The sequence below is a fragment of the Betaproteobacteria bacterium genome (assembly GCA_016720925.1).
Classification (GTDB): Bacteria; Pseudomonadota; Gammaproteobacteria; order Burkholderiales; family Usitatibacteraceae; genus UKL13-2.
In genome coordinates this window covers 23,021-38,564 of the sequence record JADKJR010000012.1, presented here as the reverse complement: position 1 = coordinate 38,564, position 15,544 = coordinate 23,021, and the positions used below count along the sequence as shown (strand labels likewise).

The window sequence follows — 15,544 nt, the reverse complement described above, 5'->3', positions numbered from 1 at the left end:
ATCAGCGAATCTCCATCGGCAACATCAACCCCATCTCCCTCGCACAAACCTGAGCCTCCTCATACCCCGCATCCGCATGCCGCATCACGCCGGTCCCCGGATCATTCCACAACACCCGCTCAATGCGTTTCGCCGCCGCGTCGGTGCCATCGCAAACAATCACCACCCCCGCATGCTGCGAGAACCCCATCCCCACGCCGCCACCGTGATGGAACGACACCCATGTCGCCCCGCTCGCGGTATTGAGTAGCGCATTCAGTAGCGGCCAATCCGACACCGCATCCGATCCATCCTTCATTGCTTCGGTTTCGCGATTGGGTGACGCCACCGATCCCGAATCGAGATGATCACGCCCAATGACAATGGGCGCCTTCAATTCGCCCGACTTCACCATTTCATTAAACGCCAGCCCCAGCCGATGCCGCTGCCCCAATCCCACCCAGCAGATGCGCGCCGGCAGACCCTGAAACGCGATGCGCTGCTGTGCCATGTCCAGCCAGTTGTGCAAGTGTTTGTCATCGGGGATCAGTTCTTTGACCTTGGCATCGGTCTTGTAAATATCCTCGGGGTCACCCGACAGCGCCACCCAGCGAAACGGGCCGACGCCGCGACAGAACAGCGGGCGGATATAGGCCGGGACGAAGCCGGGAAAATCGAAGGCGTTGGCAACGCCCTCTTCCATGGCAACCTGGCGAATATTGTTGCCATAGTCGAGCGTGGGGATGCCGGCGTGATGCATCGCGAGCATGGCTTGCACGTGGCCCACCATCGAGCGGCGAGCGGCGCGGATCACAGCATCGGGGTCGCTCACGCGCAATGATGCCGCCTTTTCCATGGTCCAGCCCTGTGGCAAATATCCGTTGAGCGGATCGTGTGCCGAGGTTTGATCAGTCACCACATCCGGCCGGGCCCTGGCATCGCCGGCTTTCACGCGCCTGGCGATTTCAGGAAACACATCCGCGGCATTGCCGAGCAAGGCTACCGAAATCGCCTGGCCCTTCTGATGCGCGACATCGATGATGTGCAATGCCTCGTCGAGTGATCGCGCCTTGGCATCGACGTAACGTGTACGCAAACGGAAATCGATGCGTGTCTCATCGCACTCCACCGCCAACATCGAGGCGCCCGCCATGGTCGCGGCCAGCGGCTGCGCGCCGCCCATGCCACCGAGGCCGGCCGTGAGAATCCATTTGCCTTTCAGATTGCCACCGAAATGTTGGCGCCCGATTTCCACGAAAGTTTCGTACGTGCCCTGCACGATGCCCTGCGAACCGATATAAATCCACGAACCCGCCGTCATCTGCCCGAACATCATCAGGCCCTTGCGGTCGAGCTCGTGAAAGTGCGCCCACGTCGCCCAGTGCGGCACCAGATTTGAATTGGCCAGCAGCACGCGCGGCGCATCTTCATGGGTGCGGAATACGCCAACGGGTTTGCCGGATTGAATCAGCAGCGTTTCGTCCGGTTCGAGCTTTTTCAATGCCACCAGAATGGCATCGAAACATTCCCAGTTTCGCGCCGCACGACCGATACCGCCATACACGACAAGATCCTGCGGACGTTCGGCCACGTCGGGGTCAAGGTTATTCTGAATCATCCGGTACGCGCCTTCGATCAACCAGTTCTTGCAGGTGATCGTCGTGCCGCGCGGAGCGCGAATGACGCGCGACGCGTCGTGGTGCGGGTCGATTGCCAAGGGAGAAAGTTTGGGGGCGGATAGATCGTTCATGATTGTTCCTTTCTTTCGCGGATCCGGAATTTTGCGCGTCAGCGGCTACATCAATTTCGCGAGCGCCGGGCCGGCAATCAGGGCCCACGCGACCACCACAATGGTCAGACTCACAAATACCGCCGCGCTGCCAAAATCCTTGGCCTGCTTCGATAGTTCGTGATCTTCCAGGCTGACGCGATCAACGACTGCTTCGATGGCCGAATTGAGCAGTTCCACAGCCAATACCTGCAACAGCGAAACAATCAGCATCACGCGCTCCAGGGGCGTCAACGGCAGCCACAGCGCGAGCGGCAGCAACACCACGAACAGAAAGACTTCCTGCTGAAAGGCATGTTCGTTCTTGAGCGCCGCGCGAAATCCCGCCATGGAATAGAACATCGCGCGCCAGATTCGCTGCAAACCACTTTTGCTCTTGTGCGTGCTTTTCAAACTGTGCTCCCGTTATCTTGTTCAGCCACCACTCATTGTATCGAGCATCCGTGTATTCGATGGATTTGGCATCGGCGGATTTTCGTTTGCGTGTGTCCCCGCGCGCCGCCGCGAAGGTCGCCCATTGGCGCGGCTCCCGGGACATTTTCGCGCTGCGAGCCGCGCCAGCGCTAGGGTTTTTAATGTTTACCGTCTGACAATAGTGACGGGCCGTTCAGTAAACCCCGGAGGCTATAATCGGCTATCACTCCATTGGCAACATTGCATCGTGTCGACCCAGGAACAACTCATCAAAGCCCTCGACGAACCCGTATTCGAAATCGATGCGGACGGTCGTGTTGTTTACGCCACGGCGGCGCTCGCGCGATGGGTCGGACGCGAGACGGATTATGCGATCGCCGACGTCCTCGCACCGGAAGATCGCTCGCGCTTCAAACAAACGCTGACGCGAATTCTCGAGGGCAAGACCGCGACCGCCCTGCTCGAAGTCACATTGACGACAGAAAGCGCGCAGGTGCCGGTTGAATTGAAGTTGGCGTCCAGCCAGCGCGGGGGCAGCAAAGTCGCCACTGTCGCCGGCTGGTTTCGCGACATCAGCATGGACAAGGCCAAGGAAGCCGCGGCCAACGTGCAAGGCACCCACCTGCTGGACCTGGTTGAGAATGTCTCCGACGCGTGCGTAGTGGAGAATGGCCAGGGCGCCATCGAAATGGTCAACGTGGCATTCTGCGAACTGTTCCGCGTGGAAGCCGCGCCGCAATCGCTGGTGGGTATTTCCTGCCGCGAACTTTTTGCACAAGCTTCCGACGCCACGGAGCAGAAAGTCGCGCCGATTTATTTTCCGCTGGATTCGGAACAGCACGATGATTTCGAGTTCACTTTCGCCGGCGGCAAACGGGCAAAGCAACACTCGATGCCCGTCTCCGGTGAGGACGGCATTGCGGGCCGCCTGCATATTTTTCGTGCGCTGGAAGCAAGTGCGGTCGCACCAGCAGGCTCGGCCACCATTGCGGCAAAATCGCAGCTGGTCGAGAAGATTGCACGCAGCCTGGCGATTGCACTGGAAAGCGCGGGCAACGCGATCCATCGCGCCGAACAACTGGATCTGCCGGTGGCCGTGCTTGAGAATTTCCGGCGCGTAGAATCCGCCGCGCAATCGGCCTTCTCCGAAATTGCCGGCTTGCTGGATTTACCGCAGATAGAAAGCGGCGAACTCAAACTGGAATCGATGGAATTTCACTTGCGCGACCGCATCGCGAACATGCTGGAGAGCATCGTGCCGATGGTTGAGGAACGATCCATCCCGTTTCGCCTCGCCGTCGAACAGGATGTTCCCGATCTCTTGATTGGTGACGGTGCGCGTTTGATGCTGGTCCTGCGCAGTCTGCTTGAGGCGGGCATGTCGAGCGCGCAAGGTGGCGGTGAACTGGCGCTGGTCGTGGAGCCCGAGTACTCGGCGGAGAATCAAATTCACTTGAGTTTTCGCGTCGAGACCATCCCCCCCAAAGGCGGCGCCCGCCAGAAGAACACGTCGGCGACCGCGCTGATGCAGTTGTCGCTGGCACGACAGATCGTGCGCGCGATGGGGAGCGGGGGCGCGGGCAAGATCGAGGTGCGCGAGAAGAAAGAAACCACCATTCACCAGTTCACGGCCGTTTTCCCTTACCGCGCCGTGAAGGAGCCGCGTACGCGCCCGACCTTCGTCACGCTCACCGGTTTGCCGGTATTGATCGTCAGCGCGGACCCGGTGCAACGCAAGGAGTTGGCGGATCTCGCGCGCAGTTGGCGCATGCACCCGCGCGAAGCAGACAACGCAGGCTTCGCGTTGCAGCTGCTCACGCGCATGGCGTTTGAATTCAGCCCGATTCCACTGGTGATTACCTCGAATCAACTGCCGATCCAGGACGGTTTTCTGTTGGGATTTCGCATCAGGCATTCCGCGCGCCTGAAGCAGACCGCAGTGATGATGCTGGCAAAAGGCGGCAAGCCCGGCGACGCCATCGCCTGCCGCGAGAATGGCATCAGCGCCTACCTGCGCCACCCGATTGCCGCCAACCAGATCAACGAGGCCATCTCGGCCGTGATGGGCACGCAGGACGATGATGCCGAAGCCACATCGACACTGATCACGCGCCACTCGCTGCGTGAAGCCAAGGCCGGCAGCGTGCTCATCGTCGACCCGAATCGCGAACACGCCATCGTCGCCATCGGCGCGCTGCGGAAGAAAGACTACCGCGTCGTGCATACCGATACCGCCGACGAGGCCTACACGGAGCTCAGCCAGGACGTGTTCGACCTGGTGATCATCGACCCGACAGCGAAAGGTTTTGCCGAACTCGGCATCGAAGGCATTGCCGACCGCCTGCAGGAAAAGTTCGCGCTGACCTCGACATCGATTCCAGTGCTGCTCGCGGTGGAAGAGGATATCTCGGCGGTCGAGTTCGGGTTCAGCGGGATGCTGACGAAGCCGTATGAGAAAGAGGTGTTGCTGCAGAAGGTGGCGGGGTTGATTCCGGTGAAGGCGACGGCGTAGGCTGATGGTCGACCGAATACCGCGATGAACAAGTCATGGCATTGATCAACGTGTTCTTTTTCCGCCGATCAGACGACTTGCCAACTCCGCAAATCCCTTGCCGCAGCTTGCCTCCGTAACATAAGCAGGTCGGGACGCCATCAAGTCGAAAAAATCACGAACATTGGCCACCCCAACCGAGTGCGGAAACCAGCCAAACATCGGCGCATCATTCGGCGAATCGCCCACAAACACGAATTCGCTCTTGTGCGCATCCAGGTCGATGCCGAAACGCTCCTTCATGAATAGCTGCGTGGTCGAGAGTTTGTCGTAGCGGCCCAGCCAGCCATTGACGTGAATCGAGCTGATCTTCGCCGTCAGCCCGGCCGATTCCATCAGCGTCTTGATGCGCTCGACTTCCGCGCGCGGCAACGCCGGCACGTCCTCGCAAAAATCGATGGCGATGTCGGCTTCGCGATAGCGCTGGTCGGAGGCGAGCGCGGTGCCGGGGACGGCTTGCAGGATGTGCGTGGCGACGGCAGTGAGTTGCTCGCGGTCGCGCTGACGGGTGGCGTCATCCTTGATGAAGCGCTGTTTCAGCTTTTTTTCGACGGAATCGAAATGGAAATAGAACGCGCCGTTCTCACCGACGACCCCATCGACCGGCCACATGCGCGCGATGTGGTCGCACCAGCCGGCGGGTCGACCGGTGATGGGGACGGTGATGAAGCCGGCGGACTTGAGCGACGCCATCGCGGCGTAGGCGTCTGGCGTGAGTTGCCCGTCAGTGGTGAGCGTGTCGTCGATGTCGAACAGCACGCCGCGAATCTGGCGCAGATCGGCGACCGGAAATTCCGATAGCGATTTCATCGGAGACAAATGCGCTGAACCACCGGGACGACAGAGAACACGGAGAAAAAGGAGGCGGCCGTGTGAATTTCTCCGCGGTCTCTGTCGTGTGGTTAGCATTCTTTGTTTGTCGCATACATGAAACACCAGCACTGGCGCGGCTTCCAGGCCATTTATGCTCGAAAAGTCTCATGGATGCTAGACTTTTGCCTTGTCTAGAATGAAATTCGCCGCCCGTTCCCGCTCCGCCGCATCCATGTGCAATCCGCACTTGGTACGCCGCCACAGAATGTCATCGGGCATCCGCGCCCACTCGTCCTTCATGCAGAAATCGATTTCGCGCTCGGACAACAGCGTCGCGCCGGAGCCAAACAATTCCCCCAGATCGGACATCGAGCGCACGCCCGCTAGCACCTGCTCCGTGCGTGAACCGTGGCGCGACGCGAGGCGGCGCAGGTAATCGATCGGCAAGCCGGGATGTTTCCTGCTCGCCGCATTCACGACCTCATCGAGTGAATCGATATCGCCACCCGGCAATGCTTCACTGTCGGTCCACGCGGCGGACATCGACGGGTAGTACGTCTGCAGCTCCCGCAACGCGTGTTCGGCCAGACGCCGATAGGTGGTGATCTTGCCACCAAAGATCGACAGCAGCGGCAGCTTGCCGCCTTCATCGGCGACTTTGAGCACGTAATCGCGCGTGATCTCTGACGGGTTCGTGCTGCCGTCGTCGTACAAGGGGCGTACGCCGGCATAGCTCCACACCACGTCGGATTCGTGTATCGGCTTGGCAAGGGAACGGTTGACGGCCTGCACCAGGTAACGCGTTTCTTCCGGCGTAATTCCCGTTGCATCACTGATCCGCTCGACGCTCACATCGGTGGTACCGATCAGGCTGAATTTTTCTTCAAACGGAATCACGAACGCGACACGTTTGTCGCTGTTCTGCAGGATGTAGGCATGTGCCTTGTCGTGGATGCGCGGCACGACAATATGGCTGCCTTTCACAAGACGGACAGTCGCGTCCATCTGCACTTTAAGGGCGTCGTCGAGCAACTGTTTCACCCACGGACCGGCGGCATTGACCACGCCACGCGCCTTGACCACCGCATCGGTCTGGCGATCGACATCGCGCAGCGTCAATTCCCACGCACCGTTGGCACGAGTGCCCTTGACCAACTGTGTACGAACGCGAACGTCGGCGCCGTGATCTCGCGCGGAAACGGCGTTCAGTATCGTTAGACGTGCATCGTCTACCCGCGCATCGGAATAGAAGAATCCGCGGCGGATGGCGGGATTCAATCCGGCACTATACGTTTCGTCGGGAAACATGACGGTGCGCGAACCGGGCAGCGTAATCTTGCCGCCGATGTGGTCGTACATGAAGAGCCCCATGCGCACCATCCACGCGGGCCGCATGTGCTTGTCGTGCGGCAGAATGAACTCCAGCGGGTGGATGATGTGCGGGGCAATCCGCAGCATGACTTCGCGTTCCTGCAGCGCTTCGCGCACCAGGCCGAACTCGTATTGTTCGAGGTACCGCAGGCCGCCGTGGATGAGTTTGGAGCTCCAGGAACTGGTGGCGGATGCCAGGTCATCCTGCTCAACCAGCAGGACCTTCAGGCCGCGTCCAGCGGCGTCACGGGCGATCCCGCAGCCGTTGATGCCGCCACCAATGATGGCGAGGTCGTAGAGGGGTTCGCTCATGTGGGCAGGCCTGTAGACATTGTTGAAATGAGACGATGACGAAACTTATCCAGCCAAAGCAGCGAAAACGCCGTCTTGGTATCCGTGATCTCGCCTGTCCCGACCTTTTCAACCGCCTCATCGAGCGACATCGTGAATACCTCCATGAATTCCCCTGCATCGCGCTGATGCCCGACGTGGCTCAAATCCCGCGCGACGTAAAGCTCGATCGTTTCGTTGGAATAGCCGATTCCGGCGTGCATGGTAATGCCGTGTTGCCAGTGGATCGCGGTATACCCGGTTTCTTCCAGCAATTCGCGCCGCGCGGTCTCGCCATGGGGCTCGTGCGGATCGATCTTGCCAGCGGGCAGCTCAATGAAATGGCGACGCACGGGGTAGCGGTACTGATGTTCAAAGATGAGGGTGTCATCGTCCACAAACGCGGCAATGACGACCGCACCGGGATGCAGCACATATTCCCGCCACGATTCACTGCCGTCGGGAAGGCTCACGCGATCGCGCTGCACGCAAATCAGTTTCCCATCCAGCAGGCGTTCGCTGGATAGTGTGTGTTCGGTCAGGTCGGGGAAACTAGAAGGAGCGCTGGATGGCATTCAAACATGCCGTCAACAGGACGCCGGGGAATAGGCCAAGGGCCAGCAGGCCGAATGCGTTGACGGCGAGCAGGCTGCGGAAACCGGCGGCTGCGACGATAGGTGTTGAATCGGTGGGCGCATCGAAATACATCAGCTTGACGACACGCAGATAGTAGAACGCCCCGATGACACTCATCAGCACCGCGAATACGACCAGCCACGTGTAGCCAGCATTGAGCGCGCCTTCGAGCACCGTCAACTTCGCCCAGAAACCCAGGAACGGCGGAATACCCGCCATCGAGAACATGACGATCAGCATCAGGAAGGCGTACCACGGCGAGCGCTGGTTGAGCCCTTTGAAATCCTCAAGGTTCTCCGCTTCGAATCCGGCACGCGACAGCAGCATGATCATGCCGAAGGAGACCAGTGTCATCAGGGCGTAGCTGATGCTGTAGAACATGCTCGCCGAATAACCGTTCTTGGTGCCGGCCAGAATACCCAGCAGCATGAAACCCATGTGTGAAATCGTCGAATACGCCAGCATGCGTTTCAAATTGGTCTGGGCAATGGCGACGATGTTGCCGAGTGCCAACGATAGCGCTGACATGATCACCAGCATGCCCTGCCAGTCACCGACCGCGCCCCCCATGGAATCCGCCAGAATGCGCATGATGAACCCAAACGCGGCGATTTTCGGCGCAGAGCCGATGAACAGCGTCATCGCCGTCGGCGCACCTTGATAAACGTCTGGCACCCACATGTGAAACGGCACTACGCCCAACTTGAACGCGAGCCCCGCCACCACGAACACCAAGCCGAAGGTGATCAGCGGATCGTTGGCGCGGCTGGCTTCAATGATCTTGGCGACCTTGGCCACGTCGAGCGAACCGGTCGCGCCGTAGATCATCGACAAGCCATACAACAGCAATCCCGACGCGAGGGCGCCGAGGATGAAGTACTTCATCGCCGCCTCGGATGCGGTGGCTGAATCGCGATTGAGCGCGACCATCGCATAGGTGGAGAGCGCGAATAATTCCAGGCCGAGATAGAGCGACACGAAGTGATTGGCCGAGACCATGACCATCATGCCAAGGGTCGCGAACAGCACGAGCAGGACGAACTCACCGGTGAACAGGTTGCGCGCGACCAGATAGGCTCGGCTGTAGATGATGACCAGGGCAACGGCAACCACAATCGCCGCTTTCAAAATCACCGCCATGCCGTCGACGACAAACATGCCGTTGAAGCCGTAGCGTGGCGCATCCAGCGGCGCATACAGGCTCAATGCCACCAGGATCAGGGTAAAGATCGACAGGAAGAACAAGCGGCCTTCACGCTTTTCCGCGGCAGAGAACAGATCCACGATCATCACGATCAAGGTCATGACCAGCAGGAAGATCTCTGGTGCCGCCAGTGCAAGATTGAGGGATGAAACCGTCATGACATCGCTTTCTTCATTCTGCTTATGTTGCTAATTCAGTTTTCCGGCTGCGACATGCTTCAGCAGCGCGTCAACCGTTGTGTGCATCACTTCCGTCATCGGTTGCGGATAGATACCCATGATCAGCACCGCTGCCGCCAGCACCGCGAGGAACAGCATTTCGCGGCCATTGATATCGGTGAGTTTGCGCACATGATCGTTGGCGATCTCCCCGAAGATCACGCGCTTCACCATCCACAGTGTGTAAGCAGCGCCGAGGATCAACGTCGTCGCGGCCAGGAATGCATACCAGAAGTTCACCTTGATGGCGCCCAGGATCACCATGAATTCCCCGACAAAACCGGATGTCGCCGGCAAGCCCGCGTTGGCCATGCCGAAGAACACCGCGAAGAATGCATATTTCGGCATGGTGTTCACCACCCCACCATAGGCGGATATTTCCCGCGAATGGACGCGGTCATACAGCACGCCGATGCACAGGAACATGGCTGCGGACACAAAGCCATGCGAAACCATCTGCACCAACCCGCCTTCCATCCCCTGCACATTGAAGATGAAAAATCCCAGCGTCACAAATCCCATGTGCGCAATCGACGAATATGCCACCAGCTTCTTCATGTCTGTCTGGGCAAGTGCCACCAAGCCGATGTACACGACCGCAATCAGCGACAGCGTGATCATGAAGCCGGTTAACACGTGGCTCGCGTCCGGCGTGATCGGCAGGTTGAAACGCAGGAAGCCGTATGCGCCGATCTTCAGCGTGATGGCCGCCAGCACCACAGAACCGCCCGTGGGCGCCTCGACGTGAGCATCCGGCAACCACGTATGCACCGGCCACATCGGCACCTTTACCGCGAACGATGCAAAGAAGGCGAAGAACAGCATGATCTGCACGTCCTTGCTGAGCGGTACACGATGGTAGTCGAGAATATCAAAGCTGCCATTGGTGACGTTGTACAGATAGATGAACGCGGCCAGCATCAGCAGCGAGCCCAGCAAGGTGTACAAGAAGAACTTGACGGCGGCGTAGACACGATTCGGGCCGCCCCAGACACCGATGATCAGGAACATCGGGATCAGCATCGCCTCGAAGAACAAATAAAACAGGATGGCATCGGTGGCGGCAAAGACGCCATTCACGAGACCGGACATGATCAGGAATGCGGCAAAGTACTGCGAAACCTTCTCCTTGATCACTTCCCAGCCCGCGATCACGACGATGACCGTGATGAAGCTGTTCAACACCACGAACAGCATTGAGATACCGTCGACACCGAGCGCGTAGTTGATGCTGAAACGCGACACCCATGGCGTGCGCTCGACAAATTGCATGGCGGCGGAGGCGTTGTCGAAGCCGGTCCACAGCGGAATGGCGACGGCGAAGCCGAGTACGCTACCCACCAACGCCACCCAGCGTGCGGACGATTTCTGTTGGTCGCCATTCAGGAATAGCGTGAGGATGCCCGCCAGAATCGGCACCCAGATTGTCAGACTAAGAATGATCGAGCTGCTTTGCATTTTTTGCTTTTCGCGTCCCTGATTTTTGGATCAGCCAAGCTTCATGTAAACGAGTGAGAGGGCCACGAACACCCCGAAGATCATGGTGAATGCATAGGTGTACACATAACCGGTTTGTACGCTGCGCGCCACGCCGGAGAACCAGCCGATCAGTTTCGCCGTACCGTTAACCATGATGCCGTCGATGATGGTGACATCGCCGAATCGCCACAGACCCTGGCCGAGCTTGCGAGCGCCCGAGGCAAAAAACCAGCTGTAGAAGCGATCGAAGCCGTATTTGTCTTCGAGAATTTTTACGGGAAACGCCAACGCGGTGCGAATCTTGCCCGGCAGTTCTGGCTTGATGATGTAGCAGTACCACGCGGTGACCGCGCCGGCCAATGCCAGCCAGAATGGCCACGCAGTCAGCCCGTGCATGACCATTGCGCCCGCGCCGTGAAATTCTTTCTTCAGGTCAGCCATCGTCTCGGTCGCCTTGATGGCATCGCCGAAATAGGTACCAAACAACATCGGTTCAATCGTCATCCAACCGATCACGACCGACGGAATCGCGAGCAAGATCAGCGGAAACCATACCACCCACGGAGTTTCATGCGGTTTCTGGCCGGGCGGCAAACCGTGATGGGCATCGTGCTCGTCATGGCCGTGCGCGTCGTGGCTATGTTCCGCGAATCGTTCCTTGCCGTGGAATGCGAAAAATATCAGGCGGAACGAATACAAGCCACCGACAAATACGCCGCCCAGCGCGGCGTAGTAAGCGATAGCATGCCCCGGCGTATGCGAAGCGTGAATCGCTTCAATGATCGAATCTTTGGAGAAGAAGCCGGCGAACGGCGGGAAGCCCGCGTTGGCCAGCGCGCCTATCAACATCGTCAAATAGGTGATCGGCATATATTTCCGGAGACCGCCCATCTTGCGCATGTCCTGCTCATGATGCATGGCGATGATCACCGAACCGGCACCGAGGAACAGTACCGCCTTGAAGAACGCGTGCGTCATCAAGTGGAAGATGCCGGCTGAATAGGCGCCCGCACCTAGAGCCATCGTCATGAACCCGAGCTGAGAAAGCGTGGAATAGGCCACGACGCGCTTGATGTCATATTGCACGATGGCGATCAGCGCCATGAAGAACGCAGTGATCGCACCGATCATCAACACAAACGACAGTGCCGCCTGCGACATCTCGAACAGCGGCGACATGCGTGCCACCATGAAGATACCAGCCGTCACCATGGTTGCCGCATGGATCAATGCGGAGATCGGTGTCGGGCCTTCCATCGAATCCGGCAGCCACACATGCAGCGGGAACTGCGCGGACTTGCCCATCGCGCCAATGAACAGGCAAATGCAGATCGCAGTCAGCAGCGACCAGTGCCAGCCGGGAACGACTTCGATCAGCGCATCGGCGAAATTGGGGGCAAGTTTGAATACTGTCGCGTAATCGAGCGAACCAAAGGTGGCGAATACGAATCCGATACCGAGCAGGAAACCAAAGTCGCCAACGCGATTGACCAGGAATGCTTTCAGGTTTGCGTAGATCGCCGTCGGCCGTGTGTACCAGAAACCGATCAGCAAATAAGACACAAGCCCTACCGCTTCCCAACCGAAGAACAGTTGCAGGAAGTTGTTCGACATCACCAGCATCAACATCGAGAAGGTGAATAGCGAGATGTAGCCGAAGAAGCGCGTGTACCCGTCATCCTCGGCCATGTAGCCGATGGTATAGACGTGCACCATCAGAGAGACAAAGGTCACGACCATCATCATCGTGACTGTAAGTGAATCGATCAGGAAGCCGATTTGCAGGTTGATGCCATCCGTCACCAGCCAGGTGTAAATCGCGCCATTGAAGGTCTTGCCCGCCTGAACGTCCTGGAAAATGAGAACAGAGAGAATGAACGCAGCAAGTACGCCAAAGATGGTAACCGTATGGGCAAACGTCCGGCCCAGCGTGCGTCCCAGAAAGCCGGCCAGCACGGCACCCAGCAACGGAAGTAGCGGAACCGCGAGCAGGACGAGTTTGTTTTCGATCATTGTCATTCGATCACTTTAGACAAACTCTAGCACTGGCGCGGCTTTCGTGGCAATAATGCCTTGAAACGCCCGCCAATAGGGGAGTTTGCATTTCAATTTGTGTCCCGAGTAAACCCATCCTCGTCAGCCTTTCAGGGTGCCGATGTCATCGACATTGATTGACCTGTGGTTCCGGAACAGCACCACCAGAATCGCAAGGCCAATCGCCGACTCTGCTGCCGCGACTGTCAGGATAAAAAATACAAATACCTGCCCGTGAATGTCATTCAGGAAATGCGAGAAGGCTATGAAGTTCATGTTCACGGCGAGCAACATCAGCTCGATCGCCATGAGCAGTACGATGATGTTTTTGCGGTTCAGGAAAATACCGGCGATGGAAATCGCGAACAGCACGGCCGATAGCATCAGGTAGTCGGACAAGACAATCACGCTTGCTTCTCCTCATTCTTCGGCTCATCCGGCGGTTCCACCTCAGCACGCATGGAAATGATTTTCAGACGATCCGTACTCTTCACGCGTACCTGAGCAGCAATGTTCTGCGATTTCACGTCCTTGCGGCCGCGGAACGTCAGCGCGATGGCCGCCACCATCGCCACCAGTAGCACGACCGCCGCGAGTTCGAACGGCAGCAGATACTCGGAATACAACAGTCGTCCCAACGCCTTGGTATTCGACACCGTCGCCGCGGGCGCACCGGGCGAAACCGTATGCAACTTGAGCGCGCTTCCCCACAATAGCAACGCCATCTGTGCCGCCATCAACACCGCGACCGTTGCCGCAACCGGCAGATGTTTCCAGAAACCTTCGCGCAGTTTGTCGAAGTTGATATCGAGCATCATCACCACGAACAGGAACAGCACCATCACCGCACCGACGTAAACCAGAATCAGCGTGATCGCGAGGAATTCGGCGTAGATCAGCAGCCACAGCGCCGCGGCGGTGAAAAAGGACAGCACCAGGAACATGGCTGCATGCACCGGGTTCCGGGCCGTGATGACACGCAAAGCTGAAAAGATCAGCATGGCGGCAAAGGCGTAAAAGATAATGGATTGAAAGTTCATTTTTTGAATGTGAGGAACGAGGCCTCTCACCTGTTCTTAACGGTAGGCCGCGTCCTCTGCACGTCGCTTGGCAATCTCGGCTTCATACTTGTCGCCAATAGCCAGCAGCATGGGTTTGGTGTAGTAAAGATCACTGCGTGTTTCGCCGTGATACTCCAGTAAATGTGTTTCGACAATCGAATCCACCGGACACGATTCTTCGCAAAAGCCGCAAAAAATACACTTCATGAGATCGATGTCGTAACGGGTGGTGCGGCGTGAACCATCTTCGCGCTGCTCGGATTCGATCGTGATCGCCAAGGCTGGACACACTGCTTCGCACAACTTGCAGGCGATGCAGCGTTCCTCGCCGTTCGGGTAACGGCGCAACGCATGCAGTCCGCGGAAACGCGGGCTCTGCGGGGTCTTCTCTTCCGGGAACAGCACAGTGATCTTGCGCGCGAACAGGTGTCGTCCGGTCAATTTCAGACCCTGCACCAATTCGGCCAGCAGCAGGCTTCCCAGAAATTCTTTGGTTCTATCCCACATGGCTATTTTCCAAACCACCAATTCATCACTGGCAGATTATTGATCGCCTCCGTCAACCTGACGCCGGTCACTACAATCCACACGATTGTGATGGGAATTAAGATCTTCCAACCCAAACGCATTAGCTGATCGTAGCGATAGCGCGGGAACGAGGCACGAATCCAGACGAAGATCATCATCAGCGCCATCATCTTGATGAACATCCAGTGAATGCCAGAATCAAACGGCATTCTCAGCAAGCCCGCCGGGATCAACTCCACAACACTGTGTGGAATGGGAGTCAGCCAGCCGCCCATGAACAGAATGGTCGAAAGCGTCGCGACCATCAGCATGTTGGCGTATTCGGCCAGAAAGAACAGCGACCAGGTCATGCCCGAGTATTCCACCAGCGGCCCGGCGACAATTTCGGACTCGCCTTCCGCCACGTCGAACGGATGCCGGTTGGTTTCGGCGACTCCGGCAATGAACTGAACGATGAACATGGGGAACAGCGGAATCCAGAACCACTCAAGCGCGCCGTAGGGCCCGTCCTGTCGCGCAATAACCTGGGTGAGATTCATGCTCTGCGCGGCCATCAGCGCGCAGACCAGCGCGAAGCCCATCGCGATTTCGTATGAAACCACTTGTGCGGCCGAGCGCATCGCACCGATAAAGGCATATTTGGAATTCGATGCCCAGCCCGCCACGATAACGCCGTAGACACCCATCGAGGCCATCGCAAGTATCACCAACAATCCCGCATCCACGTTTGCAACCACCCAGGTTGGCGTAAACGGAATCATGGCCCAAACTGCCATCGCCGGCGTGACCGATAGCACCGGCGCAATCAGGAACATCCACCGGTTCGCACCCGTCGGAACAATTTGCTCCTTGAGCATCAGCTTCATGGCATCAGCCACCGGTTGACCGAAACCGCCCAGCCATTTGATGCCGAAAAATGTGACGCGATTCGGGCCCCTGCGCACCTGCATCCAGCCGATTACCCAACGTTCGACGAGCTGAAAATACAGTACGAAAGTCAATAATGGCACGACGATCATCACGATCATCACGCTTGCCGAGACCAACGCCCACGCCGGCTGCCCCCACTCGTTACCGAGTGTGCTCATGAAAGTTTGTTTCAGGGTTTGCAGGAGTGCGTCCATGGAGTTCGTTGCT

Annotated in this window: 13 protein-coding genes; 1 reads left to right on the top strand and 12 read right to left on the bottom strand. The window is 58.0% G+C overall.

Annotated elements, in window-relative coordinates:
- Window position 1: 1 nt before the first annotated feature.
- Complete coding sequence (gene hutU, locus IPP88_16090; GenBank protein MBL0124172.1) at window positions 2–1,729, bottom strand: urocanate hydratase; 1,728 nt, start codon at window positions 1,727–1,729, stop codon at window positions 2–4.
- A gap of 45 nt (window positions 1,730–1,774) precedes the next feature.
- Window positions 1,775–2,161 carry a diacylglycerol kinase gene (locus IPP88_16085; GenBank protein ID MBL0124171.1) on the bottom strand — a complete coding sequence of 129 codons (387 nt, stop codon included), beginning with the start codon at window positions 2,159–2,161 and terminating at the stop codon, window positions 1,775–1,777.
- Window positions 2,162–2,429: 268 nt separating this feature from the next.
- Here IPP88_16085 and IPP88_16080 point away from each other — a divergent pair, with 268 nt between their 5' ends.
- Complete coding sequence (locus tag IPP88_16080) at window positions 2,430–4,694, top strand: response regulator (protein MBL0124170.1); 2,265 nt, start codon at window positions 2,430–2,432, stop codon at window positions 4,692–4,694.
- A gap of 45 nt (window positions 4,695–4,739) precedes the next feature.
- Here IPP88_16080 and IPP88_16075 read toward each other — a convergent pair whose 3' ends face one another.
- From IPP88_16075 to nuoH, 10 genes are all read right to left on the bottom strand, one after another.
- Window positions 4,740–5,543, bottom strand: coding sequence for an HAD-IIB family hydrolase (locus IPP88_16075; protein ID MBL0124169.1), 804 nt, complete (start codon window positions 5,541–5,543; stop codon window positions 4,740–4,742).
- Between the two features lie 177 nt (window positions 5,544–5,720).
- The gene (gene glpD, locus IPP88_16070; protein ID MBL0124168.1) at window positions 5,721–7,229 is read right to left on the bottom strand and encodes a glycerol-3-phosphate dehydrogenase; all 1,509 of its coding nucleotides are present in this window, start codon (window positions 7,227–7,229) and stop codon (window positions 5,721–5,723) included.
- On the bottom strand, window positions 7,226–7,822 hold the full coding sequence (locus IPP88_16065; GenBank protein ID MBL0124167.1) for an NUDIX hydrolase: 597 nt from the start codon (window positions 7,820–7,822) through the stop codon (window positions 7,226–7,228). Before IPP88_16065 ends, glpD begins: the two co-directional genes overlap by 4 nt.
- Complete coding sequence (nuoN, locus tag IPP88_16060; protein ID MBL0124166.1) at window positions 7,800–9,245, bottom strand: NADH-quinone oxidoreductase subunit NuoN; 1,446 nt, start codon at window positions 9,243–9,245, stop codon at window positions 7,800–7,802. Before nuoN ends, IPP88_16065 begins: the two co-directional genes overlap by 23 nt.
- 30 nt (window positions 9,246–9,275) lie before the next feature.
- The gene (locus tag IPP88_16055; protein ID MBL0124165.1) at window positions 9,276–10,763 is read right to left on the bottom strand and encodes an NADH-quinone oxidoreductase subunit M; all 1,488 of its coding nucleotides are present in this window, start codon (window positions 10,761–10,763) and stop codon (window positions 9,276–9,278) included.
- 30 nt (window positions 10,764–10,793) lie between these two features.
- Complete coding sequence (gene nuoL, locus IPP88_16050) at window positions 10,794–12,797, bottom strand: NADH-quinone oxidoreductase subunit L (GenBank protein ID MBL0124164.1); 2,004 nt, start codon at window positions 12,795–12,797, stop codon at window positions 10,794–10,796.
- 123 nt (window positions 12,798–12,920) lie between these two features.
- Window positions 12,921–13,226, bottom strand: a complete 306-nt coding sequence (nuoK, locus tag IPP88_16045; protein MBL0124163.1) for an NADH-quinone oxidoreductase subunit NuoK — start codon at window positions 13,224–13,226, stop codon at window positions 12,921–12,923.
- A complete protein-coding gene (locus tag IPP88_16040) occupies window positions 13,223–13,858 on the bottom strand; it encodes an NADH-quinone oxidoreductase subunit J (GenBank protein ID MBL0124162.1) in 636 nt (211 codons plus the stop codon). Before IPP88_16040 ends, nuoK begins: the two co-directional genes overlap by 4 nt.
- 36 nt (window positions 13,859–13,894) lie before the next feature.
- A complete protein-coding gene (gene nuoI / locus IPP88_16035) occupies window positions 13,895–14,386 on the bottom strand; it encodes an NADH-quinone oxidoreductase subunit NuoI (GenBank protein MBL0124161.1) in 492 nt (163 codons plus the stop codon).
- Between the two features lie 2 nt (window positions 14,387–14,388).
- Window positions 14,389–15,531 (bottom strand): NADH-quinone oxidoreductase subunit NuoH, encoded by a 1,143-nt coding sequence (nuoH, locus tag IPP88_16030; protein ID MBL0124160.1) that lies wholly within the window; start codon window positions 15,529–15,531, stop codon window positions 14,389–14,391.
- Between the last annotated feature and the right edge of the window lie 13 nt (window positions 15,532–15,544).